Source organism: Micromonospora sp. WMMD710 (genome assembly GCF_029626045.1).
Lineage (GTDB): Bacteria > Actinomycetota > Actinomycetes > Mycobacteriales > Micromonosporaceae > Micromonospora.
In genome coordinates this window covers 5,551,856-5,575,879 of record NZ_JARUBD010000001.1, presented here as the reverse complement: position 1 = coordinate 5,575,879, position 24,024 = coordinate 5,551,856, and the positions used below count along the sequence as shown (strand labels likewise).

Sequence of the window (24,024 nt, the reverse complement as noted above, 5' to 3'; positions counted from 1 at the left end):
TCGTCCGTGGAGACCTCAGACTGCCCTGCGATGACGAGCGGAGCGTCAGGCCGATGTTCGGGTCCGGTAAGGATCACCGGGCAGCCGGACCGTGAAGGCGGCGCCGCCCTCCGGCGCGTGACCGGCGGTGATCTCACCGCCGAGCCGACGGACCAGCCCGGCGGCCAGCGCCAACCCGAGCCCGCTGCCGACCTTGCGCACCCCCCGGTACCGCTGGTGCAGCGCTCCCCGCTCGAAGGCCACCGCGAGGTCGTCGTCGGTGAAGCCGGGTCCGCCGTCGCGGACCTCCAGCACACCGCCGGCGGCCGGGTCCGCACCGGCCGGCCGGACCGCGAGCACCACGGGCGCACCCGGGGGTACGACCCGCAGCGCGTTCTCCAGCAGCCCGTCCACCACCTGCCGGATCCGACCCGGATCGGTGTACGCCGGCACCGGCTCACCGGGCGTCTCCACCCGGAACGGCACGCCCACCGCCGCGCACCGGCCGGACCAGGTCGGCTCGGCGTCCATGGCCAGCCGGGTCAGGTCCACCGGCACCGGTTCGAGGGGGAAGTCGGCGGCCTCCAGCCGGGCCAACGCCAGCAGGTCGCCGATCAGCCGATCCAGGTGCTGGGCCTCGGCCAGCACCGTCCGGCCGGTGTCGACCGTGTCGTCCGCGCCGAGCACGCCGTCGGCGAGCGCCTCCGCGTACCCCCGGATCGCGGTCAACGGGGTGCGCAGCTCGTGCGAGACGGAGAGCAGGAACTCCCGTTGCCTGCCTTCGCTGGTGGCCAGTGCGGCGGCCAACCCGTTCAGCGCCTCGGCCAGGTCGGCGACCTCGTCCGGTGGCTCGACCGGCACCCGTACCGCGCGGTCACCGGCGCGCAACCGGGCGGCCGCGGTGGCGGCGACGCGGATCGGGCGGGCCAGGCGGCGGGCCAGCAGCAGACCCGCCACCACTCCGGCGGCCAGCCCCGCCAGCAGCGGTAACCAGAGGCTGAGCAGCACCTGCGCCCACAGCCCGTTCGCCGAGGGGCGGGAGAGCACCACCCCGTTGCCGTTCGGCAGCGCCCGACCCTCGACCAGGGCACGCTCGCCGTTGACCGGGCGACGCACCGACACGTTGCGGCCCTGCCCGATCCGCTGCACCACCCGGGGCGGCAGGCCCGGCCGGTCGACCGCGCCCCGCCGGATCAGGTACGCGTCGATGCCCTGGTCGCGCAGTTGCTGGATGAGCCGCTCCTCGTCGGCGGTGCGGCCCCGGTCCAGCCGGGTCCGCAGCACCTCGGCGGCGAGCCGGGCCTGCGCGGCGAGCGCCTCCTGATCGCGGCGCTCGGCGCCACGGATCGCCAGCGGCACCGCGACGATCGCGGTGACCAGCACCGACACCAGCGCCACCGCGCAGGTGACCAGCACCGCTCGTGCGGTCAGCGTCCGGCCGCACCGGCTGCGCCGGGGTGCGGGTGGCGGGCCGACCCCGACCACGGGCAGCGCCATGGTCGGCGATTCGGCGCGGCCGGGATGCTCAGGCATCGACGGCGTACCCCACGCCGCGGTGGGTCCGGATGACGCTGGCCGGGCCGAGCTTCGCCCGCACCTGGGCGACGTGCACGTCGACCGTGCGGGTGCCGGCGTGTGCGGCGTAACCCCACACCCCGGCCAGCAGCTCCTCCCGGGTGAAGACCCGCCCGGGCCGGGCCATCAGGTGGGCCAGCAGGTCGAACTCGGTGGAGGTGAGCTGCACCGGTACGCCGGCGGCGGTGACCGTCCGGCGGGCCGGGTCGAGGGTCACCGGACCGACGACGCGTGGCCGGTCGACGCCCTCGGGACCGCCGGCGGAGCGCCGCAGCACCGCGCGGACCCGGGCGACCAGCTCACGAGGGCTGAACGGTTTGGTGACGTAGTCGTCGGCACCCAGCTCCAGGCCCACGATCCGGTCGACCTCGTCGTCACGGGCGGTGAGGAAGATGACAGGTGTCCAGTCGCCGGCCTCCCGCAGCCGCCGGCAGACCTCGGTGCCGGGCAGGCCGGGCAGAGCGATGTCCAGGACGCAGGCCACCGGACGCAGGCGGCGGGCGGCGGACAGGCCGGCCTCGCCGTCGCGCTCCAGGTGGACGCCGAACCCGTCGCGGGTCAGGTAGAGCCGAACCAGGTCGGCGATGGCCGGCTCGTCCTCGACCACGAGGACGAGCCCGCGGTGCGGCGGGTCGACGGTCACCGGCCCATGATTGCCGACCGGTGGCGTCGCCGCGATCGGTACGTGTTCGGGTTTGGTAAAGGCGAGGTGAAGCCGGTCGCGCTTCAGCTCACAACGGCGGGGCGGAACACGGCGGACCGGGCGGTCGCCGGCGCGTCGCTGATGGAGGCGACGGTCCGCTCGCGGGGCGTCCGCAGGCGGGTCCGGAACGCGTGGTTGAGCAGCGCGTCGAGCTGCCACACCCGCTTCGGGTGGGTCGTGCGGATCAGGAACCGCTCACGGATCCCGTCGATCGCGGTGGCGGCCAGCTCGACCGAGTGCAGCCGCGGGTCGGGGCTCCAGGTGACGTTGCTCAGCTCACGCAGCTCGGTATTGAGGTGCAGGCGCAGTCGGTGCAACAACCGGGTCTGCTGGGTCACCACCAGCCGCCGGTGGGTGAGCAGCAGCAGGTAGTCGCCGGTCACGGGACGATCGGGACGACTGCAACGGGTGATCAGGATGGTGGCGTCACCGGACCCGACACAGCGGCGGAAGACCGGCATGTGCCGACTGAGGGTCTGCACGGCAAGGCCGGCCTCGGCGGCGGCCGGGAGGAACGTTCGGGAGAAGACGTCCATGACCTGCCCAACGACCTCCCCGGCGGAGTGACGTGGGTCACGGGCAAGTTTTGGAAGTTCCACGCTCCGGGTCGCACCGGCTGTCCGACATCGCGCCAGGGCCGGCCCGGAACGCGGCGTCAGCGGGTCGGCGGGCGCACCTGGCGGGCGTGGCCAGGTGCGCCCATACGCCGCCACCTGATCCGCCAACCCAGCGGAGGTGGCCGAGGCTGCCGCGCGGGTCGGATCGATCTTCCGCTGGTACGTGCCCGCCCGACCGCCGCCTGTGCAGACCGGCAGGATCTCAGGCGGGCTCGGACTCCAACAGTTCCTCCAGCCAACCCGGAACGGCCTCGGCGTACTCGGCGCGGGCCGGGTCGGTCGTGTCGAGGGCTCGACGCCAGGACAGCGACCGGCTCACCGGACCCAGGTTGATCGCCAGGTCGGCGGCCTCGACGAGGGTCCGCCGGTCGTACCGGTCGGTCCACGCCTCCAGGTAGGCGTCGCGCAGTCGGGCCAGCACGGCATCGTCGGCCGGCAGCTCGTTGGCGTACCGGACGGACCGCAGCGTCACCAGCAGCGTGCCGAACGGGTGCGCCACCGAGGCGTCACCCCAGTCGAAGTAGCGGTACCCGTCCGGGCCGGCGAAGACGTTGCCGTCGTGCAGGTCGTCGTGCTGCACCGTGGCCGGGATGCCGATCTCGGCGAGCCGCCGGCACCGCTGCACGTACGACGGCAGCTCCGCCCGCAGCCGCTCGTACGCGTCGACGCTGAGCCCGCCCTCGGCCCCGATCCGCAACGACTCGTGATCGTCGAGCAGGTCGGCGAACAGGTTGGCGAGCACCTCGGGGCGATGGTCCGGCACGCCGAGGGCGACCAGCTCGTCGGCCTGCGGCGCGGCGGCTAGTTGGAGCGCCGCGTACCCGGGCAGGGCCCGCTCCCAGTGCGTCAGGTCCGGGTCGCGGCCCAGCAGTGTGCGCAGCGAGTCGCCTCCGTCGGGCAGCAGCGACCAGCCCCGTTCCGGGTCCACCGCGATCGGCGTCAGCACCCGCTCCGGCGTGAGCCGGGCCAGCGCCGCGATCAGGACGGCCTCGTGCACCGTGCCCGGGTTGTTGGCCTTGAACCAGACCGGGCCACCGTCGGTGGGCACCGGCCAGACCAGTGACCACGGACGGACCCGGGGCTCCACCGGCCCGGTCACCCGCCGACCGGCCAGGCTCAGCTGCTCGTCGACCCACGACCGGGCCCGCGCCTGCCACTGCTCGCCGGACCAGTCGGGGGCGCGCTCGCTCGTCGTCACGGTGGGCACCCTAGGCGGCCGCCCGGGCCGGGGCGAGACGTTTTCCTCAGACCAGCTCGACGATGGTGGCGTTGGCCATGCCGCCGCCCTCACACATGGTCTGCAGGCCGTAGCGGATCCCGTTGTCGCGCATGTGCTGGAGCATCGTGGTCATGATCCGGGCACCGGACCCACCGAGCGGATGACCGAGGGCGATCGCCCCACCGCGCGGGTTGAGCCGCTCCGGGTCCGCCTCGGTCTCCGCGAGCCACGCCAGCGGCACCGGGGCGAACGCCTCGTTCACCTCGTACACCCCGATCTCCTCGATGCCCAGCCCCGCGCGGCGCAGCGCCTTCGCGGTGGCCGGGATGGGCGCGGTGAGCATGGTGACCGGGTCGTCGGCGGCGACGACGGCGGTGTGGATCCGGGCCAGCGGGCGCAGGCCGTGCCGGCTGGCCCACTCGGAGGTGGTCACGGCCAGCGCGGCCGCGCCGTCGGAGATCTGGGACGCCGAGCCGGCGGTGACCACACCGTCGGCGCGGAACGGGGTGGCCAGCTCACCCAGCTTGTCCAGTGAGGTGTCCCGACGGATGCCCTCGTCGGCGGCGAACTTGCCGCCGTCGACGAGCGGCACCGGCGTCAACTCCGGGTCGAACGCCCCGGCGTCCTGCGCGGCGGCGGCCTTCTCGTGACTGGCCAGCGCGAACTCGTCGAGTTGGGTACGCGAGAGCCGCCACCGTCGGGCGATCAGCTCGGCGCCGACCCCCTGGTTGAACGGCAGCGGCGCGTCGTCGGCGAAGCCCTCCACGCCCCGGTAGCGGTCGCGGAGCTGGTCGCTGAACGGCATGCCGCCGGCCACGCTGGAGCCCATCGGCACCCGGGTCATCGACTCCACCCCGCCGGCGACCACGAGGTCGGCCTGGCCGGAGAGGACGGTGGCGGCGGCGAAGTGCAGTGCCTGCTGGCTGGAGCCGCACTGCCGGTCGAGGGTGGTGCCGGGGACGGTCTCCGGCCAGCCGGCGGCGAGTACGCCGTTGCGGGCGATGTTCCACGACTGCTCGCCGACCTGGGACACGCAGCCCCAGAAGACGTCGTCGACCTGCGCCGGGTCGAGCCCGGTGCGCTCGGCGAGGGCGCGCAGCACGTGGGCCGACAGATCGACCGGGTGGACGCCGGCGAGGCTGCCCTTGCGCCGCCCGACCGGGGTGCGTACCGCGCCGACGATGACCGCGTCACTCATGTTTACTCCCCGGTAACTTCGGTTGTCCCGATCCTACGCCGCGCCGCCCCCGCCCCGGCCCCGCTGGCGTCGATCATGGAGTTGTGGTGGGCAGAAGTTTCCACTTCGCACCATATGCGGGGCAGCACAATTCCATGATCGATCCGCGCGGAGCTGCCGCTGGCATGCTGGACGGGTGGATGAGATCTCCCCGGCCCGGCAGTGGCGAGTACCGGCGAGCCTGCCGGCGGCGAAACTGGCCGGCGCGGTTCTGCTGATCGCACTCGGGTTGCTCTTCGCCGACGGCGACACGGTCCGGCTGGTGCTGGCCATCCTGGCCGCCGCCGTCGTGGCCGGCTGGGCGGTACGCGACCTGATCGCACCGGTCCGGTTGGCGGCGGATCCGGACGGACTCAGCGTCATTCACGGGTTCGCCGGCCACCGGCTGCTGCCCTGGACGACCATCGAGGCGATCACCGTGGACCGTCGACCGCGGATGGGGCTGACGTCCGAGGTCCTGGAGATCGACACCGGCGAGTCGCTGCACCTCTTCGGCCGGTTCGAGCTGGGTGCCACCCCGGAGGAGGTGGCCGCCGAGTTGCGCGCCGCCCGCCAGCGCTGAGCTGTCAGCCGAGCAGCTGTGCCGTGCGGAACAGCACCAGGCCGAGCAGGATCAGCAGGATGATCGCGGCACCGGCGGCCTGCACCAACGTGCGTCGGCCACGTGGCGCGTACGCCAGCACCAGGGACATCGCCGCGCCGACCACCAGGCCACCCAGGTGCCCGGGGATCGAGATGCCCCGCACGGTCAGCGTGAACACCAGGTTGATCACCAGGATCGGGATCACCTGGGAGATGTCCCGGCCCAGCTTGCGCTCGATGATGATCAGCGCGGCGAAGAGGCCGAAGACCGCCGTCGACGCGCCGGCCGTGGCCGAGTTCTGGGCGCTGAACAGGTAGGCGGCGACGTTACCGCCGAGCCCGGCGATCAGGTAGAGCGCGCCGAAGCGCAGCGGCCCGAGATTGGCCTCCAGCGACCGGCCGAGCACCCACAGCGCCCACATGTTGAGCAGCAGGTGGATCACGCCGTAGTGCAGGAACATCGCGGTGAAGAGACGGTAGTAGTCGCCGTCGGCGATGCCGTCCGGGAGGTAGCCGGGCGGCGTGAGCCCGTATACCGAACCCCAGGCGGTCAGCGGCGTGCCGTCACCCATCAGCCCGCCGAGGCCGGACCCGCCGACCACCGCGCTCCCGCTCCGCGCGGAGGCGATCGAGAGCAGGAACAACAACACATTCAGGGCGATGATCGCCTTGGTGACGTAGCCGTGCCGGCCGGCGGTACCGCCACCGAAGGCGGTACGCGCCGGCCGGACGGTGCGACGTCCCTCATTGACGCACTCCGGGCACTGGTGCCCGACGGACGCCTCCCGCATGCAGTCCGGACAGATCGGCCGGTCACAGCGGGTGCACCGGACGTAGGTCTCCCGACCGGGGTGCCGGTAGCAGACCGGGGTGGTCGGCGGGGACTCACTCACCGGGCCGACCCTCCGTCCGCCACCGCGCGGTCCACCGGCACCGGCCGTGCTCCGGAGCGCTCAATCATGCGAGCAAAGGTACCTCGCCGCTCGGTCAGGAAGCAGACCGCTCGATCTCGACCCGCTCGATGACGACGTCCTGGAGCGGACGGTCGCTCGGGCCGGTCGGGGTGTTCGCGATCGAGTCGACGACCTTCACCGACTGCTCGTCGGCGACCTGCCCGAAGATGGTGTGCCGGTTGTTCAGGTGTGGCGTCGGCGACACCGTGATGAAGAACTGCGAACCGTTGGTGCCCGGTCCGGCGTTCGCCATCGCCAGCAGGTACGGCCGGTCGAAGCGCAGCTCCGGGTGGAACTCGTCGGCGAACTTGTAGCCCGGGCCGCCCCGGCCGGTGCCGGTCGGGTCGCCCATCTGGACCATGAAACCGCTGATCACCCGGTGCGAGATGGTGCCGTCGTAGTACGGCCCACTGCCCGGCTGGCCGGTGCGCGGGTCGGTGTACTCCCGGTTGCCCTCGGCCAGGTCGATGAAGTTGCGGACCGTCTTCGGCGCGTGGTTCGGGAAGAGCTCCAGCCGGATCGGGCCAGCGTTGGTGTGCAAGGTGGCGTAGACAGCCTCGGCCACGGGTACTCCTCACTCGTTGGTCAGTTCCATGCGGATCCTCCCATGTGCCCGATCTGGCATCGCGGAGGCATCCGAAGGTGGAGGATGACGAAGGAACAACTCCCAGGAGGTAGGACCGTGTTTGGAGTCGGGCGGCGCAAGTCTGAGGGGCAGCAGGCCATGGCCGAGCTGAACCAGAGCATCAGCCACCTGGTGCAGGCAGCCAACCACGCCGCGAAGGGTGCGGGCGCGACGGTCGGTCCGCGGGTCCAGGTGGCCCGGGGCTACGTCGGGCCGGCCGCGACGAAGGTGCGCGACCGCGCGTCGACCGGCTGGGGGACGACACTCACCACGCTGGCACCGCTGGCCGCGGCGGCCCGCGACGGCGCCGCGCAGGCAGGGCCGCTGACCAGGAAGGCCAAGTCGAAGACCATGCGGATCACCGGTAAGAAGAAGCAGCCGCGCCGTCGCGGCTCGATGATGACCGGCCTGCTGGCAGCGGGCGCCATCGCCGGCATCGCCGGCGCGGTCGCCCTGCGTCGCCGTCGGGAGCAGCAGGAGTGGGCCGAGTACGACCCGACCCGCACCCTGGAGCCGATGCGCGACGAGGTGGACTCGATCGAGGTGCGTACCCCCACCGCCACCAAGGGCGGCGACGGCTCCGCCATGACCGGCGCGGCCGGTATGAACGGCGCCGGCAGCTCGGCGGTGGCCGGCGGCGACAGCGCCAGCACCACCGGCACGGCCAAGCAGACCGGTGTCCGCCCGACCGACAAGGTCCCGGCGGTCGCCGAGGGCGCCACGGACGTCTCCGGCCGCCCGGCCGACGACCTCACCAAGGCGCTGGGCAAGGACACCGCGCGCACCAACGGCCGCCGCTGACCCCGGCGGCAGCGCACCGGGCGCCGGCGATGCGGGTCACCCCCGCGTCGCCGGCGCTTCCGCGTGCCCCGTGTGCCGGCGCGCCCCGCGTGAGATCCACTCGGCTTCCTGGAAAGCGGGGCATCCCGCGGACCTGGACACCGCACTTTCACGGAAGCCGAGTTGATCACGGCGCAGCGAGCTGATCAGGCGGCCCGGCCGGTCAGGCGCTGGCGCCGATCGCGGTCAGAGCCAGCCGTTGCGGCGGAACCAGCGGTAGAGGGCGAGGGAGACGCCGAGCATCAGGGCCAGCGCCACCGGATAGCCGTACGTCATCTTCAGCTCAGGCATGTTGTCGAAGTTCATCCCCTCGACCCCGGCGATCGACGTCCAGACCGCGGCGATGGCCGCCCACGCGGCGATCTTGCGCATGTCGTTGTTCTGATCGACGGTGACCTGGGCCAGCCGCGCCTGCAGGATCGAGTTCAGCAGGTCGTCGTACGAGTTGACCTGCTCGACGGTGCGGCTCAGGTGGTCCTGCACGTCCCGGAAGTACCGCCGGATCTCCTTGGGCACCTCCCGGTTCATCTGCGAGGTCAAGGTCATCAGTGGCCGCTGCAACGGGATCACCGCGCGCTTGAACTCGACCAGTTCCCGCTTCATCTGGTAGATCCGCTGGATCCGCCCGTGGCTGTTGCGGTCGAAGACCTCGGCCTCCAGCTGGTCCAGGTCGTCCTCAAGCTGCTCGGCGACCTCCAGGTAGAGGTCGACCACCCGGTCGGTCACCCCGTACGCCACCGCCCACGGGCCCTGGAGCAGCAGCTCCTGCTTGGTCTCCAGGTCGGCGCGCACCGGGGAGAGCCGGCAGGCGTCCCCGTGCCGGACGCTGATCAGGAAGTTCGGGCCGATGAAGAGCATCACCTGGCCGGTCTCCACGACCTCCGAGGTCTCGGTCAGCTCGGTGTGCTCGCAGTACCGGGCGGTCCGCAGCACCAGGAAGCTGACGTCGCCGAAGCGCTCCAGCTTGGGCCGCTGCTCGGCCTTCACGGCGTCCTCGACGGCCAGCTCGTGCAGGCCGTAGGTATCCGCGATGGCGGTCATCTCGGCCAGCTCGGGCTGGTGCAGGCCGATCCAGACGAAGCCGTGCTCCGCCTGGCGTGCCGCCTCCAGCGCGTCCGCGTAACCCCAGTCGCCGGGCTGCCGCTTGCCGTCGACGTAGAGCGCGCAGTCGACCACGCCGCTGCGCCCGCTGCCGGCGGGGGCCGGCACGGGTGGCGAGCCGTCGGCGTTGAGGATCCGGGTCATCGCACGCACCGGAGACGGCCACGCCCTGGGTCGGAGCACCCGACCGGTGTGCGACGGCGTCGTCCGGCCCTGCCCTGTCCGATCCGTCATCGGGTCACCTCCCCGCGCTCGACTGCGGCTTGCAGGCTACGCCGCTCGGGAGCGGGGGCACGTGTGACGGCCGTCGCGTGGGGGGTGGCGCCGGGCGGGCCGGGCCGCATCGGGGGGTTTGGGGACGACACGGCCCACCCGGCGCCCGTGGGGGCGGGGGTTGTGCTGTACGCGTCGCCCTGGGACAGGGTGGCCGAAAGAACCGGCCGGGGCCTGTCGGGTGGCGCTCGCAGCATTGTGGGCCGCCGGCCGCCCGGGCGGGAGTCCCGGGACGGCCGGCATCGTCGTTCTGTCGGGAACCCGACAGAAGTGTCAGCTACGGATGTCCTCGACGGCCGCGGCGAGGCGGCGGACGCCCTCGTCGATCCGGTCCGCGGTCACCGCCGAGAACGCCAGCCGCAGGGCGTGCCGCCCACCGTCGAGCACGAAGTCGCTGCCCTTCACCACGGCGACGCCGCGCTCGGCCGCCGCCGGGGCGAGCCGGTCGACCAGGACGTCCTCCGGGAACTCCACCCAGAGGAAGTAGCCGCCGTCCGGCTCCACGAACCGGGCCTGCGGCAGGTGCCGGCGCAGCGACTCGGCGAGCACCTCGGCCCGCTCACCCAGTGCCGCGCGGACGGTGTCGATCGAGCGGTCGATGTCACCGGAGACGCAGAACTGGTGCACGATCGCCTGCGACACCATGCCGGGGGAGATGTAGAGGCTCGTCGCGTTCTTGGCGATGTCGGCGATCAGGTCCGCCGGGCCGACCAGGTAACCGACCCGCACACCCGGGCAGACCGTCTTGGTGAAGCTCGACGCGTGCACCACCACGTTGCGGGTGTCCAGCGACAGCATCGACGGCAGCGGCTCGCCACGGAACCGGATGTCCGCGTACGGGTCGTCCTCGAAGATCGTGAACTCGTACTCGGCGGCCAGGTCGAGCAACTCCCGGCGCTTCTCCAGGGACAGCGTCATGCCGGCCGGGTTCTGGTAGTTCGGGATGACGTGCGCGAGCCGGGGCCGGACCCCGGACTCCAGCAGCTTGCGCAACTCGGCCGTGTCCAGACCGTCCGGCTGGACCGAGATGCCGTGCAGTTCGCTGCCCATCCGCTGGAGGTTGAGCAGCGTCCGGTCGTACGTCGGGCGTTCCACCACCACCGCGTCACCCGGGCGGACCAGGTGGTCGAAGAGGAACGCGTCGGCCTGGAGCGACCCGTTGGTCACCAGCACCTGGTTGGCTTCGACCCCGTGCTTCTCGGCGATCCACTTGCGCAGCGGCACGTAGCCGACGGATGTGCCGTACGCCGTGACCCCTGCGGGGTCGGCGTCGAAGGCGCGGACGGCGGCGGCCTTGAGCCCCTCGACATCGACGATGTCCAGCGAGGGAGCCCCACGGGCGAAGGAGATCAGCTGCTCGGCGGTCATGGATGTTGAGCGTACGGGCGGCGACGGGGAACGCGCGCACGGCACGGCGATGTCCGCATCCTGAGCCACCGGGTCGGGTGACCCTACGGGGCCGGACGGCGAAAGATCAGACCGGAAGGGCGAGCGAGTCGTGCTGCGCGGCCCGGGAAAACCCGTCCAGCTGCACGCCGAGCGCGTCGAGGAGCTGGCTCCAGTCGAAGTAGGACCGCCAGGAGACGATCCGCCCCCGGCGGGCCCGCACCACGTCGGCCACCTCCCAGCTCACCGTGCGGCCGGTGGGCGCGACGGTGCCGAACGGCGAGTGCAACGTGCCGGTGTGGGTGCCGGTCAGTCGCAGCTCCACGGCCGCACCGCCGGCCGTGCGCACCGTGCCCCGCGGGTCGACCCGCAGGTCCGGAAAGGCGCCGGTCCAGGTACGCAGGAGCGCGGGCAACTCGATCGGCCGGACCGTCACGCCCGGCATGGAGTAGAACGCCTCCGGGGCGTAGAGGTCCGGCAGGCGGGCCACATCCCGGTTCAGGAGCATGGCGTACTGCTGGCTGATCAGGCGCTCCGCGTCACGCATCGGGCCCTCCCGGACGGGCCACGGCATCTCCGCGCCCGCAAGGGATCCTTACCCCTCGATCCGACCCGGCACACCCGGACCGGTCAGGTCGTCGCGACCGCCTGACTGTCCGCCCAGACCCGCATGATGTCCCGCACCGAGATCACCCCGGCCACCTCGCGGCCGTCCAGGACCACCAGGTGCCGGAAACCGCCCCGGGCCATCGCGGCGGCTGCCTCGGCCACCGTCCAGTCCGGGCCGGCGTAGACCACGTCCCAGGTCAGGTGCGCGCCGGTGCGTTCCACGTCGCAGTCCAGACCGGCGCCGATGGCCTTCAACACGTCGCGTTCGGTCATGATCCCGACGCCCTCCGAATCCGGGTCGATCACGACCGCCGACCCGACACCACGGGCCGACATCATCCGGGCCGCCTGGCGCAGGGTGTGCTCCGGACCGACGACGAGGACCTGGCTGGACATCGCTTCCCGTACCTGCATCACACATCACTCCTTTGGGACGGTGGCATCCGGTACCGACATCGTGGTCCGTGGATGTTTCCGGGACAAGACCGGGCATCGCCGCGATGCCGGACCGCTCGCTACTGTCGAACGGTGTCCACCGAGCCCCTGCGCTGTGCCGGCGCGCTGATCGTCGACCACGACGGCCGCATCTTCTTCCAGCGCCGCTCCGAACACCGACGCCTCTTTCCCAACTGCTGGGACATCGTCGGCGGCCACCTGGACCCGGGCGAGGATATCGACGACGCGCTGCGCCGGGAGATCACCGAGGAGACCGGCTGGATCCTCTCGCACGTCCTCGGTCAGGTGGGTGAATACCAGTACGTCGGCGACGACGGCTTGGTCCGGATCGAGCACGACTTCCTGGTACGCGTCGACGGCGACCTCGACCACCCGAGGTTGGAGGCCGGCAAGCACACCGAGTACCGCTGGCTGGCCGAACACGAGGTGACCGTGCTCGACGAGAACCGCGACGTCAACGACGGGCTGATCCGGCGGATCGCGGAGGAGGGCTTCGCCGTCCTGCGGTCGATCGGTCTGTGAACACCGTCGAGCTGACGCCGCACCGGCTCGCCGGGTTGCTCGCACCGGCCGTGGACCGGACGTTCCGCGCCGGCATGCTGGCCGGGCGGCACGGCGGCGGCGCCGAGCTGAGCCAGCGGTACGGCGGTCCGACCGCGAACGGCTACCTGGTGGACCTGCGCACCCGCCTCGCCGCGCCGGGCGGCACGGTCGACGGGCCGGGCTTCGCGGCGGTCACCCGGTACGGCGACCCGGTCGCCGTCCGCCGGGCCGTGGACAAGCAGGTGGCGTACGGGATGCTGCACCGCCGCCCGGACGGCGCGCTCTCCGCCACCGAACGGGGTGCCGCCTTCCTCACCGAGCTGTACCAGGTGCACGCCGATGTCACCGAGGAACTGTGGGCCGGGCACGACGAGCGGGTGGCGCGGTTGGTGGCCGCGCTCGGCCGGGTCCTGGCGTACGCCCTGGTGCTCGCCGACGAGGAGGGCGCACCCACCGGCTCGGCGTTCACCGCGCTGGCGCCCCCGTACGAGCCGGACGGCACACCGTCGGAAGTGCTGCTGCTCAACCGGCTGAGCACGCTGCGCTACCACCGGGCCGACGCGCACGCCGCGGCCTGGACCGCCGCCGGGCACACCGCCTCGACCGTCGCCGCGCTGCCGGCCGGCCCCGAACGGGTCGCCATCGAACTGGAGACCGACCGTCGGGCCGCCGGCGCGTACTCCGTGCTCAGCGCGGACGAGCGGCTGACGATGCTCGCCGACCTGGCCGCGCTGCCCGGCTGACCCGGTTGGCCGGAGCCGCCCGGCCAACCGGGGCTATCCTCCACCGGTGACGGGGAGCAGCACGAGGGAGGATGTCGCGATGATCGGAATGGTCCTTGCGGCCGGGGCGGGGCGCCGGCTGCGCCCGTACACCGACACGCTGCCGAAGGCGTTGGTGCCGGTCGACGGCGAGACCACGATCCTGGACATCGCGCTGGGCAACCTCGCCGAGGTCGGGCTCACCGACATCGTGATCGTGGTCGGCTACGCGGCGGACGCGGTCCGCGAGCGGCAGGCCGACCTGGAGAAGCGGTACGGGGTGACGCTCACCCTCGTGCACAACGACAAGGCCGAGGAGTGGAACAACGCCTACTCGCTGTGGCTGGCCCGGGAGTACTTCGCACGCGGGGTGCTGCTGGTCAACGGGGACACCGTGCACCCGGTGAGCGTGGAGAAGACCCTGCTGGCCGAACGCGGCCCGGGCATCCTGCTCGCGGTGGACACCCTCAAGCCGCTGGCCGAGGAGGAGATGAAGACCACCTTCGACGCCGCCGGCCAGCTCACCCGGATCACCAAGATCATGGATCCGGGCGAGGCGTACGGGGAGTACATCGGCGCGACGCTGATCGAGCCGCAGGTCGCCGACGCCCTCGCCGACGCCCTGGAGGCGACCTGGCGGCGCGACCCGAACCTGTACTACGAGGACGGCTACCAGGAGTTCGCCGACCGCGGTGGCGAGGTGCGGGCAGCTCCGATCGGTGACGTGCCCTGGGTGGAGGTCGACAACCACGCCGACCTGGCCCGCGCGCGGGAGATCGCGTGCCGCTACTAGCCCGCAGCGTCCTCACCCCACTGCACATCGACGTACGACGTGGGGCGGTCGCCGACCTGGGCGCGATCCTGGCCGACGGGCGGATCTCCTCCGGTGGCGACGTCGCCGTGGTGGTCGGCCCGGGTCAGGGTGCCCAGATCGCGGAGCTGATCCGACCGTCGCTGCGCTCGGCCGACGTGTTCACCGTCTCCGGCGGCACTCTGGACGCCGCCGACGACCTGGGCGGCAAACTCCGCGCCCGCTCGTACGACGCGGTCGTCGGGATCGGCGGCGGCAAGACCATAGACGTGGCCAAGTACGCGGCCACCCGGCGAGGGCTGCCGATGGTGTCGGTGGCGACCAGCCTCGCCAACGACGGGATCGGCTCCCCGGTGTCCAGCCTCATCACCGACGGGCTCAAGGGCTCCTACGGTGTGCACATCCCGATCGCGGTGATCGTCGACCTGGACTTCGTGGAGAGCGGCCCGGACCGGCACAACCGGGCCGGCATCGGCGACGTGATCAGCAACATCAGCGCGTTGGCCGACTGGGAGCTGTCCCGGCAGGTGCGCGGCGAGCCGGTCGACGGGCTGGCCGCGTCGCTGGCCCGCGCGGGCGCCGAGGCGGTGCTCAACCACCCCGGCGACATGACCGACGACGCGTTCGTCACCGTGCTGGCCGAGGCGCTGATTTCCAGCGGCCTGGCGATGGCGGTGTGCGGCACCAGCCGGCCGTCCAGTGGCGGCTGCCACGAGATCATGCACGCCGTCGACTCGCTCTTTCCCGGCACCGCCTCGCACGGCGAACTGGCCGGGCTGGGCGCGCTGTTCTGCACCTGGCTACGCGGGGACCTGCGCCGATTCGGGGAGATGTCGGCCTGCCTCGCCCGGCACGGCCTGCCCCGGCTCCCGGCCGAGGTGGGGCTCACCGACGACCAGTTCGTGGAGGCGGTGCAGTTCGCGCCGCGTACCCGACCGGACCGCTACACGATCCTCGAACACCTGGCGTTGTCGCCTACCGAGACGCGGGAGCGGCTGGCAGACTACGCCGGTGCAATCCGCGACCAGCTTGGCTGAGCCCCGTCCCACCGTCGCCGACTTCCACCGGGTCAACCGGGGTGGCGGCCTGTTCAGCGAGTCGATCAGCCAGTGGCTGGGCGCGGTCTTCGCGCTGGTCGCCCAGCGACTCGGGCTGCGCCCGACCGCGCTGACCGTCACGAACCTGGTGCTCGGCCTGGCCACCTCGGTCACCGTGGTGGCGCTCGCCGGCCCGGTCGCCGCTGGCGACGTACCGGCCTGGGTCGTCGGCCTGCTCGCCCTGGTCGGCTGGCAGGTCGCGTACTCCCTGGACTGCGCCGACGGGCAGCTCGCCCGGGTGACCGGCCAGGGCAGCGCGGCCGGGGCGCGTGTCGACGTGCTCTGCGACGTGGCCGCGCAGATCGCCCTGGTGGCCGCGCTCGCCGCCACCGCCGTGGCGCAGGAGCCGTCGACCCCGACCTGGCTGGTGGCGACCTTCGCCGGCACCTGGATGGTCAACCTGGTGACGTCGGTGATGCAGGCCGGCCCGAACGCCGCCAGCATGGTCACCTCGACCTCGCTGCCGGTGCGCCTCGTGAAGCTGGTCCGCGACTACGGCGCGGTGGTCTTCGTGGCGGCCCTGGTGCTGGCCGTGGCCCCCGCGCTGGCCCTCTGGGTGATGGTCGCGTTCACCATCGTCAACGGCGGCTTCCTGCTGGCGAGCATCGCCTTCTCCGCCCGCGCCTCCCTGTAGGAACCCGGTGGCGCGTCGACGGAACGCCACCCATGACAGAGAGGGCTGGTGGTAGTGGTCGAGGTCCTCAAGCCGTTATGCGCCCGGACGGGCTACCGTCCTGGACCCGCGCCCGGAACGGCCCCACCCCCGCCTACCTTGCCTTCGCCTGTCGCTGCTTACGCTCTACGAGCGAAGCCGGATCCGCCACCATGGCCGTGTGAAGCGCCGGGCGGTGGCGGAAACCCACCCGGAGGGCCATATACCGGCAAACCTCCTCCCGGTGGGGAAGCCACCGGAGCCTGAGGCCTGCCGAATTGGGCAGATGCACTCGTCAACGCAGCGGCGCTGGAACTCGCCTGGGAGCAGCCTGCGGCGGGCCGGACGGGCCAGCCTGACGTGGCGCATTCTGTCGGGCTTCCACCGGCACCACTTGCGGAAAAGTTTGAGCGAACATTTTATTCAGGTGAATGAAGAGCGGGTCGCTAGTCCTTAGGTGCAATCGCTGACTTCGATCGGAATTGAGGAACTCAACGAATTTCACAAGGGCCGATTCTATAGCTTTCGATCGCTTTTGAATCTCCGGATCTTCTTCCAAACCCTCCGCCGAAACCTGAGCCTCGTTCCGCTGATGAGCCATGGCTCCATCCCGGCCAACTTCGGCCACGAATTCCAGGAAGTCGTAGTCACGGTCGTTCCGCCAATTCTGAACGACGTGGAGCCACAGATCGCTGGCCTTCTCCACCAAAAATTGGGTGCGATTTGGATCAATGGGTGCAGCCATTCAAATATCCATTCCGGCGAGATTACGAGCCGACGGGATCGACGAGATCTTCGGCGCTATCGACCGCGAAGCCGCCCGACACACCAACACCGAGCAACTTGTCGCCGCGTAGCCACCCAGTTGCCCGACGGTCTCTTAAGTGCGACCGGCAGTAGGCGTCCAGTCCCGAACACGCCCAACTCCTTGCTGAGATCACGTCACTGCCGGCGAACTGTCCCATTCCCCGACTGGCTCCCGTGCTGCTGCCACCGGTTGCTTCCGGCACTCGACTGGCCTCCGGCGGGACCAGCCTGCCCTGCGCCCCCGTGAGCCGCACCCGGAGCCGGAGCTGCGCTAGTCAACGCCGCAACCGCAGGCCAGGTAGTAGAAAGAGTCCGAATATAGGGAAGTTCTTGGCTGGTTTGGTACAACCAGTCCAGCGTCGCCCGCCGACGCCAGAGCCCAGGGTTAGTAAACGTCTCGACGTGGTCGGCGCGAATTTCCGGATTTCCCGGGGAATGCCGAGCCGCAAACGTAAGATCTCCTCGGAAGGCCTCCAGCGCTTGAATAAAATCAGGCGCTGCACAGTTTGCCGCACCAAACGACCTTGCTGCGTCGTCTCTGTACTGTGTCGAGGCATTCGGTGGCGGGTACCATCGGCCATACATGCTGCTCCTCCCTTGAATTATTGGAATGGAAGCGCATGCCACGATCAAGTGGCACACCCTTACAACGAGCCTCCCGAGGCAGTGGTTCATCCAGAACGTTCGCAAGGAGTAGTGCGCCCGTCTAGTTCGGCTAGTTGCAGGGATCTGTGCGGTTTGCGGCTGTTTCGTCGTAGGGTTTGCGCGACGGATGCGGTGCCGGCCAGGCGGAGCAGGCTGATCGCGGCGGTGCGCAGGGTGGCCAGGGCTCGGGGTGCGTTGCCGGACAACAGGCAATGGGCGTCTTCGCGGTAGGTGGTCGGAGCGGATACCGGCCGAGGAGACGGCCCGCGCAGTGCCGGACCGGCGGTGGCGGCGTGGACCGCAGTGAACTGCTGCCGATCGGCCGGCGGGTGGCGTACTGGCGAAGGCGGCGGGGGACGCCGCGCCGTTCCTGTCGCCGTCCCCGATCGGTAACCGGCTGATACTCACCGCCCGACCGGTCCTCCGCGCCCACCGCACCGGCCGCCAACGACCGAAGCACCTACTCCTTCACGCACGTGACCGGCGGGCCGGGTCAGGGGCGGGTAACTCCGGCATAGATGTCGAGGAGTCGCTTGGTGACCACGTCGGGGTGGAAGGTCTGCTCGTACCGCAGGCGGGCCCGCGCGGAGCGCGTGGCGGCACCGGCCCGCGCGACCGGGAGCGCGGCGGCCAGCGCGGCCGGCTCCGGTGGCACCACCCAGCCAGCGGTACCGGTGACCACGCCGACCGGCAGCGGCGTCGGCCCACCACCCCCGGCGACCGCGGAGGCGGTCTCGGCCGGTCCGGTGCCGGCGGGCTCGTGCGGGGCGTCCGCCCCGACCAGGTACGGGATGCCGCCGAGTGCGGTGCCGAGCACCGGCCGGCCACTCGCCAGCGCCTCGATGATCACGGTCGGCAGCACGTCGTGCCACATCGAGGCGGCGATCACCACAGCGCTCGCCTCGACCGCGGCGCGCACCCCGGCGCGGTCGAGCTGGCCGAGGTAGACCACGTCGGGTCGTTCGGCGGCTGCGGCCTCGACCAGCGGACGCAGCTCGCCGTCGCCGGCCACCCGCAGCGTGCCCAGGGTGCCCACCGGGTGCCGACGCCAGGCGTCCAGCAGCAGGTCGACGCCCTTCTCGGGGGACAGCCGGGCCAGGTAGAGGAAGCCGTCACCGAGCGGCGCCGGCCGGCCCGGGTCAGGTACGGCGTTCGGCTTCACGATGATCCGATCGTCCGGAATGCCGTACTCGCGGAGGTGGTCGGCGATGGCCGTGGTGAGCGCGATGAACCGGTCCACCGACCGCCAGGTGCCCCGGTGCACGGCCAGGGTGGTCGCCATCAGCGCGCTCTGCGCCGCCGAGTCGCGGTAGCACCGGTGCTTGATCGCCGGCACGCCCAGCGCCCGACCCTTGCAGTCCTGGCAGATCACGCCGTCGCGGAAGTAGATGCCGGAGGAGCAGACCTGCCGGTAGTTGTGCACCGTCTGCACCACCGGCACGCCGTGCCGGTGCGCGGTCCGCACCACCCAGGGCGACAGCAGAGGGTACGGGTTGTGCAGGTGCAGGACGTCCGGCCGGTGCTCGGTGAGCAGCCGGCTCAGGTCGTGCTGGGCACGCGGCGCCCAGATCGGTGAGATCGGCAGCAGCGCCTTCGCCGCCTTCGACATCGACGGGATCTCGTCCGAGCTGCGGATGAACGGCAGCACCTCGACACCGGCAGCGGTGAGCTGGGCGATCTCCGAGTCGACGATCGTGTTCTCCCCGGAGGGCTGGGCCTCCCGGTACCGGTTGTGCGCCACCACGATTCTCACTGAGCGTGCCTCTCGTTCGCGATTGCGGGACTCGCAAGCTCATTCCTCACGCTCACGGGAAAGAAGGCTACCGTTGTGTCGTGCCCGAACTACCGGAGGTTGAGGCGCTCGCGGGTTACCTGCGGCAGCGCGCGGTGGGGCGGCGTGTCGACCGGCTGGAGATCGCCGCGATCAGCGCCCTGAAGACGTACGACCCGGCACCGACCGCGGTCACCGGCCGGGCGGTGGTCGACGCCCGCCGGCACGGCAAGTTCCTCGACGTGCTCGTCGAAGGCGACCTGCACCTGGTGGTGCACCTGGCCCGGGCGGGCTGGCTGCACTACCGGGAGGCGTTCCCGTCCAGTGCTCCGCTTCGTCCCGGTAAGGGGCCGATCGCGCTGCGGGTCCGTCTCGACGACGGGTCCGGCTTCGACCTCACCGAGGCCGGCACGCAGAAGAAGCTGGCCGCGTACCTGGTCACCGACCTGGCGGCGGTGCCCGGGGTGGCCAAGCTGGGTCCGGACGCGCTCGCCGCGGACCTGCCCACCTTCGCCGAGCGGCTCCGCAGCCGGCGGGGGCAGGTCAAGGGGGTGCTGACCGACCAGTCGGTGCTGTCCGGGGTGGGCAACGCGTACTCGGACGAGATCCTGCACGCCGCGAAGCTGTCGCCGTTCGCGATCACCGACCGGCTCACCGACGACCAGCTGGCCACCCTGCACGCGGCGACCCGGCAGATCCTCGGGGACGCCGTCGAGCGGTCCCTCGGCCAGCGGGCCGCCGAGCTGAAGGGTGAGAAGCGCTCCGGGCTGAAGGTGCACGCCCGGACCGGGCTGCCCTGCCCGGTGTGCGGGGACACGGTGCGGGAGGTGTCGTTCGCCGACTCCAGCCTCCAGTACTGCCCGACGTGCCAGACCGGCGGCAAACCGCTCGCTGACCGACGGTTGTCCCGACTCGTACGGTGAGTGATCACACCCGCCGACTACAGAGCGGAATCGGCCCGACTGAGCCGAAGCTCCGGTCCACCGTTCTCGCCAGAGGCGTATCCATCGGTATAGTGGCCCGGTCCCCGGCTTCTGAAATGGTGCGGAGCCGGCCAGATCCCGCCGGCACCATCAGTCGCCAATCTCCTTCGGGGCGGCGACCGGTCGGAGCCCGCGTGGGAGACTGGGACGGTGGGCGACCCGGGCCCTCACTGCGAGTGAGCGGCACGTGTCATGCGGGAGGACATGGGTGAGGTGACGGCAAGCCTCCAGCGCCCGGTATCCAACGAAGGCCGGAGCAGACTCGTGCGGCACGTCGACAGCTTCGAGATCCAGCCGCCGACGCCGCCGACGCACAATGGCGTCCCTCGGTCGGCATGGGCCAGGGCGCGTCGCCGCGTCTCCCGCTGGCACCGCCCGTACACGGCGATCCTGCTCGTGCTCGACTTCGGTGCGGCGGCGTTCGCCAGTTGGATCGCGATCCAACTCTTCGACCAGGCCGCCTCCGGTTTCTCCGGCACCAACCAGGACCCGACCTGGTTCCACACCATCTCCTACCTGCTGCTGCCGTTGGGCTGGGCGGTGATCCTCTGGAGCAACCGGGCGTACGACCGGCGCTATCTGGGGCTCGGCCCGGACGAGTTCAAGCGGGTGATCCGTGCCTCGGTGACGGTCGCCGCGAGCGTGTCCTTCCTCGCCTTCGCGACCAAGACCCAGCTCTCCCGGTACACGGTCGGCACGGCGCTGGTCGGTGCCACGGTGCTGATCCTGTGGGGCCGGTTCGTGGCCCGCTGGGCGCTGCACTACATCCGTCGGCGGGCCGGCCAGGCCGCCCACCGGATGGTGCTGGTGGGCACCCTGCCGGAGTGCCTGGAGGTGTACGCGGCGGTCACCCGCAGCCCGGCCGCCGGGCTGGTGCCGGTCGCCATCCACATCACCGACGGGTACGCGGCGGCGCGGGGCATGCCGACCCCGGTGCCGGTGTACGCGGGCCGCGACGTCCTGGCCCTGGTCCGGGAGGTCGGCGGGGACACCATCGCGGTCTGCGGTTCGGCCAGCGCCGAGCCGGGTGAGCTGCGCCGGCTGGCCTGGCAGTTGGAGGGCTCCGGCGTCGACCTGGTGGTCGCACCGCAGCTGACCGACATCGCCGGCCCTCGGGTGCACATCCGGCCGATCGAGGGTCTGCCGCTGCTGCACGTCGAGGAGCCGACCCTCTCCGGGCCGGCGCTGCTGGCCAAGAACCTGATGGACCGGGTCGCCGCCGGCCTGGGCCTGCTGGTGCTGATCCCGCTCTTCCTGGCGATCGGCGTGGCGATCCGGATCTCCGACCCCGGGCCGGTCTTCTTCCGGCAGCCACGGGTGGGGCACGAGGGGCGCACGTTCCGGGTGTGGAAGTTCCGGACCATGTACGTCGACGCCGAGGATCGGCTGGCCAGCCTGGTCGACCGGAACGAGACCGACGGCATGCTGTTCAAGATGAAGCAGGACCCGCGGGTCTTCCCGGTCGGCCGCTTCCTGCGGGCCTCCTCGCTGGACGAGCTACCCCAGTTGATCAACGTACTCTGGGGTGAGATGTCGCTGGTCGGGCCGCGACCGCTGCCCGCCGACGACGGTGACTTCCTCGGCGACGTACGCCGTCGACTGCTGGTCCGCCCCGGCATGACCGGTCTGTGGCAGGTTTCCGGCCGCTCCGACCTGTCCTGGGACGAGTCGGTCCGCCTCGACCTCTACTACGTCGACAACTGGTCGCTCGCGTACGACCTGAGCATCCTGTGGCGCACCGTCGGGGTGGTGCTCGCCCGCAAGGGCGCGTACTAGGGGGTTGGCGCGCCGGCCCGCAGGGGCAAGGATCGCTGCGTGGGTGGCAACCTCTCCGCCGTGGTCGGCGTCGTATCACTGGTCACCGCGCTGACCGCTGCCCTGTGGGCGGTGCTGCGGCTGCGCGCCCGCCGGGGCATCGCCACGGCCACCCAGCGGGCCACCTACGAGGTGCTGCACACCGCCGGCCTGGCCGCCGAGCCGCTGCGTACGGGCTTGAGCGAGGCGGGCGCGGCGAAGGCCGTACGCCATCTGCGCGCTCTGGTGGGCGCGGCCGGGCTGGCGCTCACCGACGCCGACCGGGTGCTCGCCCTCGACGGGCGCGGCACGCACCACGGGGAGCAACTGCTCGCGGCGGCCCAGCGGACGGTGGCGACCGGCCGCTCGACGGTGCTCGGTGAGCAGGAGCTGCACTGCGACCGGGTCGACTGCCCGATCCGGGGGGCGGTGGTCGCGCCGCTACAGGGGGCGGACGGTCGGGTGGTCGGCGCGCTGGTGGCGATCGCCGACAGCCCTCCGGCGCCGGGGCTGGTGCAGGCCACCCTGGAGACGGCGCACTGGGCCGGCAACCAGCTCGCCCTGGCCGAGCTGGACTCGTCGCGGGAGCGGCTGGCCCGTGCCGAGATCAGGGCGTTGCGGGCGCAGATCAGCCCGCACTTCATCTACAACGCGCTGACCGCGATCGGCTCGTTCGTCCGCACCGACCCGGAGCGGGCCCGGGAGTTGATCCTGGAGTTCGCCGAGTTCACCCGGTACTCGTTCCGGGCGCACGGGGAGTTCACCACGCTCGCCGAGGAGTTGCGGTCGATCGACCGCTACCTGACCATCGAACGCGCGCGCTTCGGTGACCGGTTGCAGGTGCGGTTGCAGATCGCCCCGGAGGTGCTTCCGGTGACGTTGCCGTTCCTCTGCCTCCAGCCTCTGGTGGAGAACGCCGTCCGGCACGGGTTGTCCCGCAAGCCGGGCACGGGCATGGTGAGCATCGAGGCCCGGGACGCGGGTGCCGAATGCCACATCACGGTGGAGGACGACGGAGTGGGAATGGACCCGACCACGTTGACCGCCGGCATCGCCGAGTTGGCGCGCGGCGCCGGTGATCCGGGCGACGACACGGGCCAGCACGTCGGCCTCTCCAACGTCGACGAGCGGCTGCGGTCCGTCTTCGGTGACCGGTTCGGCCTGGTCGTCGAGACCGGGCTGGGCTCGGGTACGAGGGTGAGCATGCGGGTGCCGAAGTTCCACCCTGGTGTGCGGGCGGGCTCGTGACCACTGGTTTTCTCCGGGTCCTGGCGGTCGACGACGAGCCGCCCGCGCTCGATGAGCTGGCGTACCACCTGCGGGCCGACCCTCGGGTGGCCCGGCTGCACACGGCCTCCGACGCCACCGAGGCGCTGCGGCTGCTGCGCGACGGCGACGTGGACGTGGTCTTCCTGGACATCCGGATGCCCGGGTTGGACGGCATGGAGCTGGCCCGGGTGCTGCGCCGTTTCGCCCGACCGCCGGCGATCGTGTTCGTCACCGCGTACGACGACGGCGCGGTAGACGCCTTCGACCTGGGTGCCACGGACTACGTGCGCAAGCCGGTCCGTGCCGACCGGCTGGCCGAGTCGTTGCGCCGGGTGATCGGTTCGCGGGTGGTGCCGTCGCATCCGGCGGCGCTGGCCCGCGACGAGGAGGATCCGACCATCCCCATCGAGTTGGCCGGCACCACCCGGATGCTGCCCCGTTCGGCGGTGCGGTGGGTGGAGGCGCAGGGCGACTACGCCCGGCTGCACACCGCCGAGGGCTCGCATCTGGTGCGGGTGTCGTTGGCGACCCTCGCCGAGCGGTGGGCCGACGCGGGTTTCGTCCGGGTGCACCGGTCGTACCTGGTGCAGTTGAAGTTGATCGCGGAGCTGCGGCTGGTCAATTCCGGCTACGTGGTGGTGATCGACTCCACCGAGCTGCCGGTGAGCCGCCGGCACACCCGGGAGTTGAAGGACAAGCTGGTCAGGGCCGCGAAGCAGGACTGGAACCGTTGAGC

At 71.6% G+C, this 24,024-nt stretch carries 24 protein-coding genes; 11 read left to right on the top strand and 13 right to left on the bottom strand.

Annotated elements, in window-relative coordinates; translation table 11 throughout:
• Positions 1-45: 45 nt before the first annotated feature.
• From O7620_RS25850 to O7620_RS25830, 5 genes are all read right to left on the bottom strand, one after another.
• On the bottom strand, positions 46-1,512 hold the full coding sequence (locus O7620_RS25850; RefSeq protein ID WP_278125649.1) for a HAMP domain-containing sensor histidine kinase: 1,467 nt from the start codon (positions 1,510-1,512) through the stop codon (positions 46-48).
• Positions 1,505-2,197, bottom strand: a complete 693-nt coding sequence (locus tag O7620_RS25845) for a response regulator transcription factor (RefSeq protein WP_151490112.1) — start codon at positions 2,195-2,197, stop codon at positions 1,505-1,507. Before O7620_RS25845 ends, O7620_RS25850 begins: the two co-directional genes overlap by 8 nt.
• Positions 2,198-2,280: 83 nt before the next feature.
• Positions 2,281-2,793: a hypothetical protein gene (locus O7620_RS25840; protein ID WP_278125646.1), complete on the bottom strand. Its 513-nt coding sequence runs from the start codon at positions 2,791-2,793 to the stop codon at positions 2,281-2,283.
• Positions 2,794-3,076: 283 nt separating this feature from the next.
• Entirely contained in the window at positions 3,077-4,072 is a 996-nt protein-coding gene (locus tag O7620_RS25835; protein WP_278125644.1) for a phosphotransferase, read from the bottom strand.
• 46 nt (positions 4,073-4,118) lie between these two features.
• Positions 4,119-5,291, bottom strand: coding sequence for an acetyl-CoA C-acyltransferase (locus tag O7620_RS25830; RefSeq protein WP_278125643.1), 1,173 nt, complete (start codon positions 5,289-5,291; stop codon positions 4,119-4,121).
• Positions 5,292-5,466: 175 nt separating this feature from the next.
• On the opposite strand from O7620_RS25830, the gene O7620_RS25825 reads away from it, so the two are divergent.
• Positions 5,467-5,892: a PH domain-containing protein gene (locus tag O7620_RS25825; RefSeq protein ID WP_278125641.1), complete on the top strand. Its 426-nt coding sequence runs from the start codon at positions 5,467-5,469 to the stop codon at positions 5,890-5,892.
• Between the two features lie 4 nt (positions 5,893-5,896).
• Here the strand turns inward: O7620_RS25825 and O7620_RS25820 are convergent, their stop codons facing one another.
• Positions 5,897-6,805 (bottom strand): rhomboid family intramembrane serine protease, encoded by a 909-nt coding sequence (locus O7620_RS25820; protein ID WP_278125639.1) that lies wholly within the window; start codon positions 6,803-6,805, stop codon positions 5,897-5,899.
• Between the two features lie 94 nt (positions 6,806-6,899).
• Positions 6,900-7,430 (bottom strand): peptidylprolyl isomerase, encoded by a 531-nt coding sequence (locus O7620_RS25815; RefSeq protein WP_151490107.1) that lies wholly within the window; start codon positions 7,428-7,430, stop codon positions 6,900-6,902.
• Positions 7,431-7,514: 84 nt separating this feature from the next.
• Between O7620_RS25815 and O7620_RS25810 the strand changes: the two genes are divergently transcribed.
• Entirely contained in the window at positions 7,515-8,291 is a 777-nt protein-coding gene (locus O7620_RS25810) for a hypothetical protein (RefSeq protein ID WP_278125637.1), read from the top strand.
• A gap of 225 nt (positions 8,292-8,516) precedes the next feature.
• Here O7620_RS25810 and corA read toward each other — a convergent pair whose 3' ends face one another.
• The 4 genes from corA to O7620_RS25790 all read right to left on the bottom strand — a co-directional run bounded on the left by corA (position 8,517) and on the right by O7620_RS25790 (position 12,113).
• Positions 8,517-9,665, bottom strand: a complete 1,149-nt coding sequence (gene corA / locus O7620_RS25805; RefSeq protein ID WP_278125636.1) for a magnesium/cobalt transporter CorA — start codon at positions 9,663-9,665, stop codon at positions 8,517-8,519.
• 312 nt (positions 9,666-9,977) lie between these two features.
• Complete coding sequence (locus O7620_RS25800) at positions 9,978-11,072, bottom strand: PLP-dependent aminotransferase family protein (protein ID WP_278125635.1); 1,095 nt, start codon at positions 11,070-11,072, stop codon at positions 9,978-9,980.
• Between the two features lie 106 nt (positions 11,073-11,178).
• Entirely contained in the window at positions 11,179-11,637 is a 459-nt protein-coding gene (locus O7620_RS25795) for an ester cyclase (protein ID WP_151488887.1), read from the bottom strand.
• An 83-nt stretch (positions 11,638-11,720) separates the two neighbouring features.
• Positions 11,721-12,113 carry a CBS domain-containing protein gene (locus O7620_RS25790; protein WP_278125633.1) on the bottom strand — a complete coding sequence of 131 codons (393 nt, stop codon included), beginning with the start codon at positions 12,111-12,113 and terminating at the stop codon, positions 11,721-11,723.
• A 114-nt stretch (positions 12,114-12,227) separates the two neighbouring features.
• On the opposite strand from O7620_RS25790, the gene O7620_RS25785 reads away from it, so the two are divergent.
• The 5 genes from O7620_RS25785 (at position 12,228) to O7620_RS25765 (ending at position 16,001) form a co-directional block, all read left to right on the top strand.
• Positions 12,228-12,677 (top strand): NUDIX domain-containing protein, encoded by a 450-nt coding sequence (locus O7620_RS25785; RefSeq protein ID WP_151488889.1) that lies wholly within the window; start codon positions 12,228-12,230, stop codon positions 12,675-12,677.
• Entirely contained in the window at positions 12,674-13,441 is a 768-nt protein-coding gene (locus tag O7620_RS25780) for a hypothetical protein (protein WP_278125631.1), read from the top strand. Before O7620_RS25785 ends, O7620_RS25780 begins: the two co-directional genes overlap by 4 nt.
• 79 nt (positions 13,442-13,520) lie before the next feature.
• A complete protein-coding gene (locus tag O7620_RS25775; RefSeq protein WP_151488891.1) occupies positions 13,521-14,252 on the top strand; it encodes a phosphocholine cytidylyltransferase family protein in 732 nt (243 codons plus the stop codon).
• On the top strand, positions 14,240-15,307 hold the full coding sequence (locus O7620_RS25770) for an iron-containing alcohol dehydrogenase family protein (protein ID WP_151488892.1): 1,068 nt from the start codon (positions 14,240-14,242) through the stop codon (positions 15,305-15,307). The genes O7620_RS25775 and O7620_RS25770 overlap by 13 nt, the downstream gene beginning before the upstream one ends.
• Positions 15,282-16,001: a CDP-alcohol phosphatidyltransferase family protein gene (locus O7620_RS25765; RefSeq protein WP_278125628.1), complete on the top strand. Its 720-nt coding sequence runs from the start codon at positions 15,282-15,284 to the stop codon at positions 15,999-16,001. The genes O7620_RS25770 and O7620_RS25765 overlap by 26 nt, the downstream gene beginning before the upstream one ends.
• A gap of 313 nt (positions 16,002-16,314) precedes the next feature.
• Here O7620_RS25765 and O7620_RS25760 read toward each other — a convergent pair whose 3' ends face one another.
• Positions 16,315-16,764, bottom strand: a complete 450-nt coding sequence (locus O7620_RS25760; RefSeq protein ID WP_278125626.1) for a hypothetical protein — start codon at positions 16,762-16,764, stop codon at positions 16,315-16,317.
• A 1,200-nt stretch (positions 16,765-17,964) separates the two neighbouring features.
• Positions 17,965-19,224, bottom strand: a complete 1,260-nt coding sequence (locus O7620_RS25755; RefSeq protein ID WP_278125624.1) for a glycosyltransferase — start codon at positions 19,222-19,224, stop codon at positions 17,965-17,967.
• An 80-nt stretch (positions 19,225-19,304) separates the two neighbouring features.
• On the opposite strand from O7620_RS25755, the gene O7620_RS25750 reads away from it, so the two are divergent.
• The 4 genes from O7620_RS25750 to O7620_RS25735 all read left to right on the top strand — a co-directional run bounded on the left by O7620_RS25750 (position 19,305) and on the right by O7620_RS25735 (position 24,022).
• The gene (locus tag O7620_RS25750; RefSeq protein WP_278125623.1) at positions 19,305-20,165 is read left to right on the top strand and encodes a DNA-formamidopyrimidine glycosylase family protein; all 861 of its coding nucleotides are present in this window, start codon (positions 19,305-19,307) and stop codon (positions 20,163-20,165) included.
• Positions 20,166-20,429: 264 nt separating this feature from the next.
• Positions 20,430-22,001 carry a sugar transferase gene (locus tag O7620_RS25745; RefSeq protein ID WP_278127148.1) on the top strand — a complete coding sequence of 524 codons (1,572 nt, stop codon included), beginning with the start codon at positions 20,430-20,432 and terminating at the stop codon, positions 21,999-22,001.
• Between the two features lie 39 nt (positions 22,002-22,040).
• Positions 22,041-23,267 carry a histidine kinase gene (locus O7620_RS25740; protein ID WP_278125622.1) on the top strand — a complete coding sequence of 409 codons (1,227 nt, stop codon included), beginning with the start codon at positions 22,041-22,043 and terminating at the stop codon, positions 23,265-23,267.
• Positions 23,264-24,022 carry a LytTR family DNA-binding domain-containing protein gene (locus tag O7620_RS25735; RefSeq protein ID WP_278125620.1) on the top strand — a complete coding sequence of 253 codons (759 nt, stop codon included), beginning with the start codon at positions 23,264-23,266 and terminating at the stop codon, positions 24,020-24,022. The genes O7620_RS25740 and O7620_RS25735 overlap by 4 nt, the downstream gene beginning before the upstream one ends.
• The last annotated feature ends 2 nt before the right edge of the window (positions 24,023-24,024 follow it).

Coding starts and splice junctions, on each gene's coding strand:
- O7620_RS25850 (WP_278125649.1), bottom strand. CDS start 1,512: ATGCCTGAGCATCCCGGCCGCGCCGAATCGCCGACCATGGCGCTGCCC.
- O7620_RS25840 (WP_278125646.1), bottom strand. CDS start 2,793: ATGGACGTCTTCTCCCGAACGTTCCTCCCGGCCGCCGCCGAGGCCGGC.
- O7620_RS25830 (WP_278125643.1), bottom strand. CDS start 5,291: ATGAGTGACGCGGTCATCGTCGGCGCGGTACGCACCCCGGTCGGGCGG.
- O7620_RS25810 (WP_278125637.1), top strand. CDS start 7,515: ATGACGAAGGAACAACTCCCAGGAGGTAGGACCGTGTTTGGAGTCGGG.
- corA (WP_278125636.1), bottom strand. CDS start 9,665: ATGACGGATCGGACAGGGCAGGGCCGGACGACGCCGTCGCACACCGGT.
- O7620_RS25800 (WP_278125635.1), bottom strand. CDS start 11,072: ATGACCGCCGAGCAGCTGATCTCCTTCGCCCGTGGGGCTCCCTCGCTG.
- O7620_RS25795 (WP_151488887.1), bottom strand. CDS start 11,637: ATGCGTGACGCGGAGCGCCTGATCAGCCAGCAGTACGCCATGCTCCTG.
- O7620_RS25790 (WP_278125633.1), bottom strand. CDS start 12,113: ATGCAGGTACGGGAAGCGATGTCCAGCCAGGTCCTCGTCGTCGGTCCG.
- O7620_RS25775 (WP_151488891.1), top strand. CDS start 13,521: ATGATCGGAATGGTCCTTGCGGCCGGGGCGGGGCGCCGGCTGCGCCCG.
- O7620_RS25760 (WP_278125626.1), bottom strand. CDS start 16,764: ATGGCTGCACCCATTGATCCAAATCGCACCCAATTTTTGGTGGAGAAG.
- O7620_RS25745 (WP_278127148.1), top strand. CDS start 20,430: ATGGGTGAGGTGACGGCAAGCCTCCAGCGCCCGGTATCCAACGAAGGC.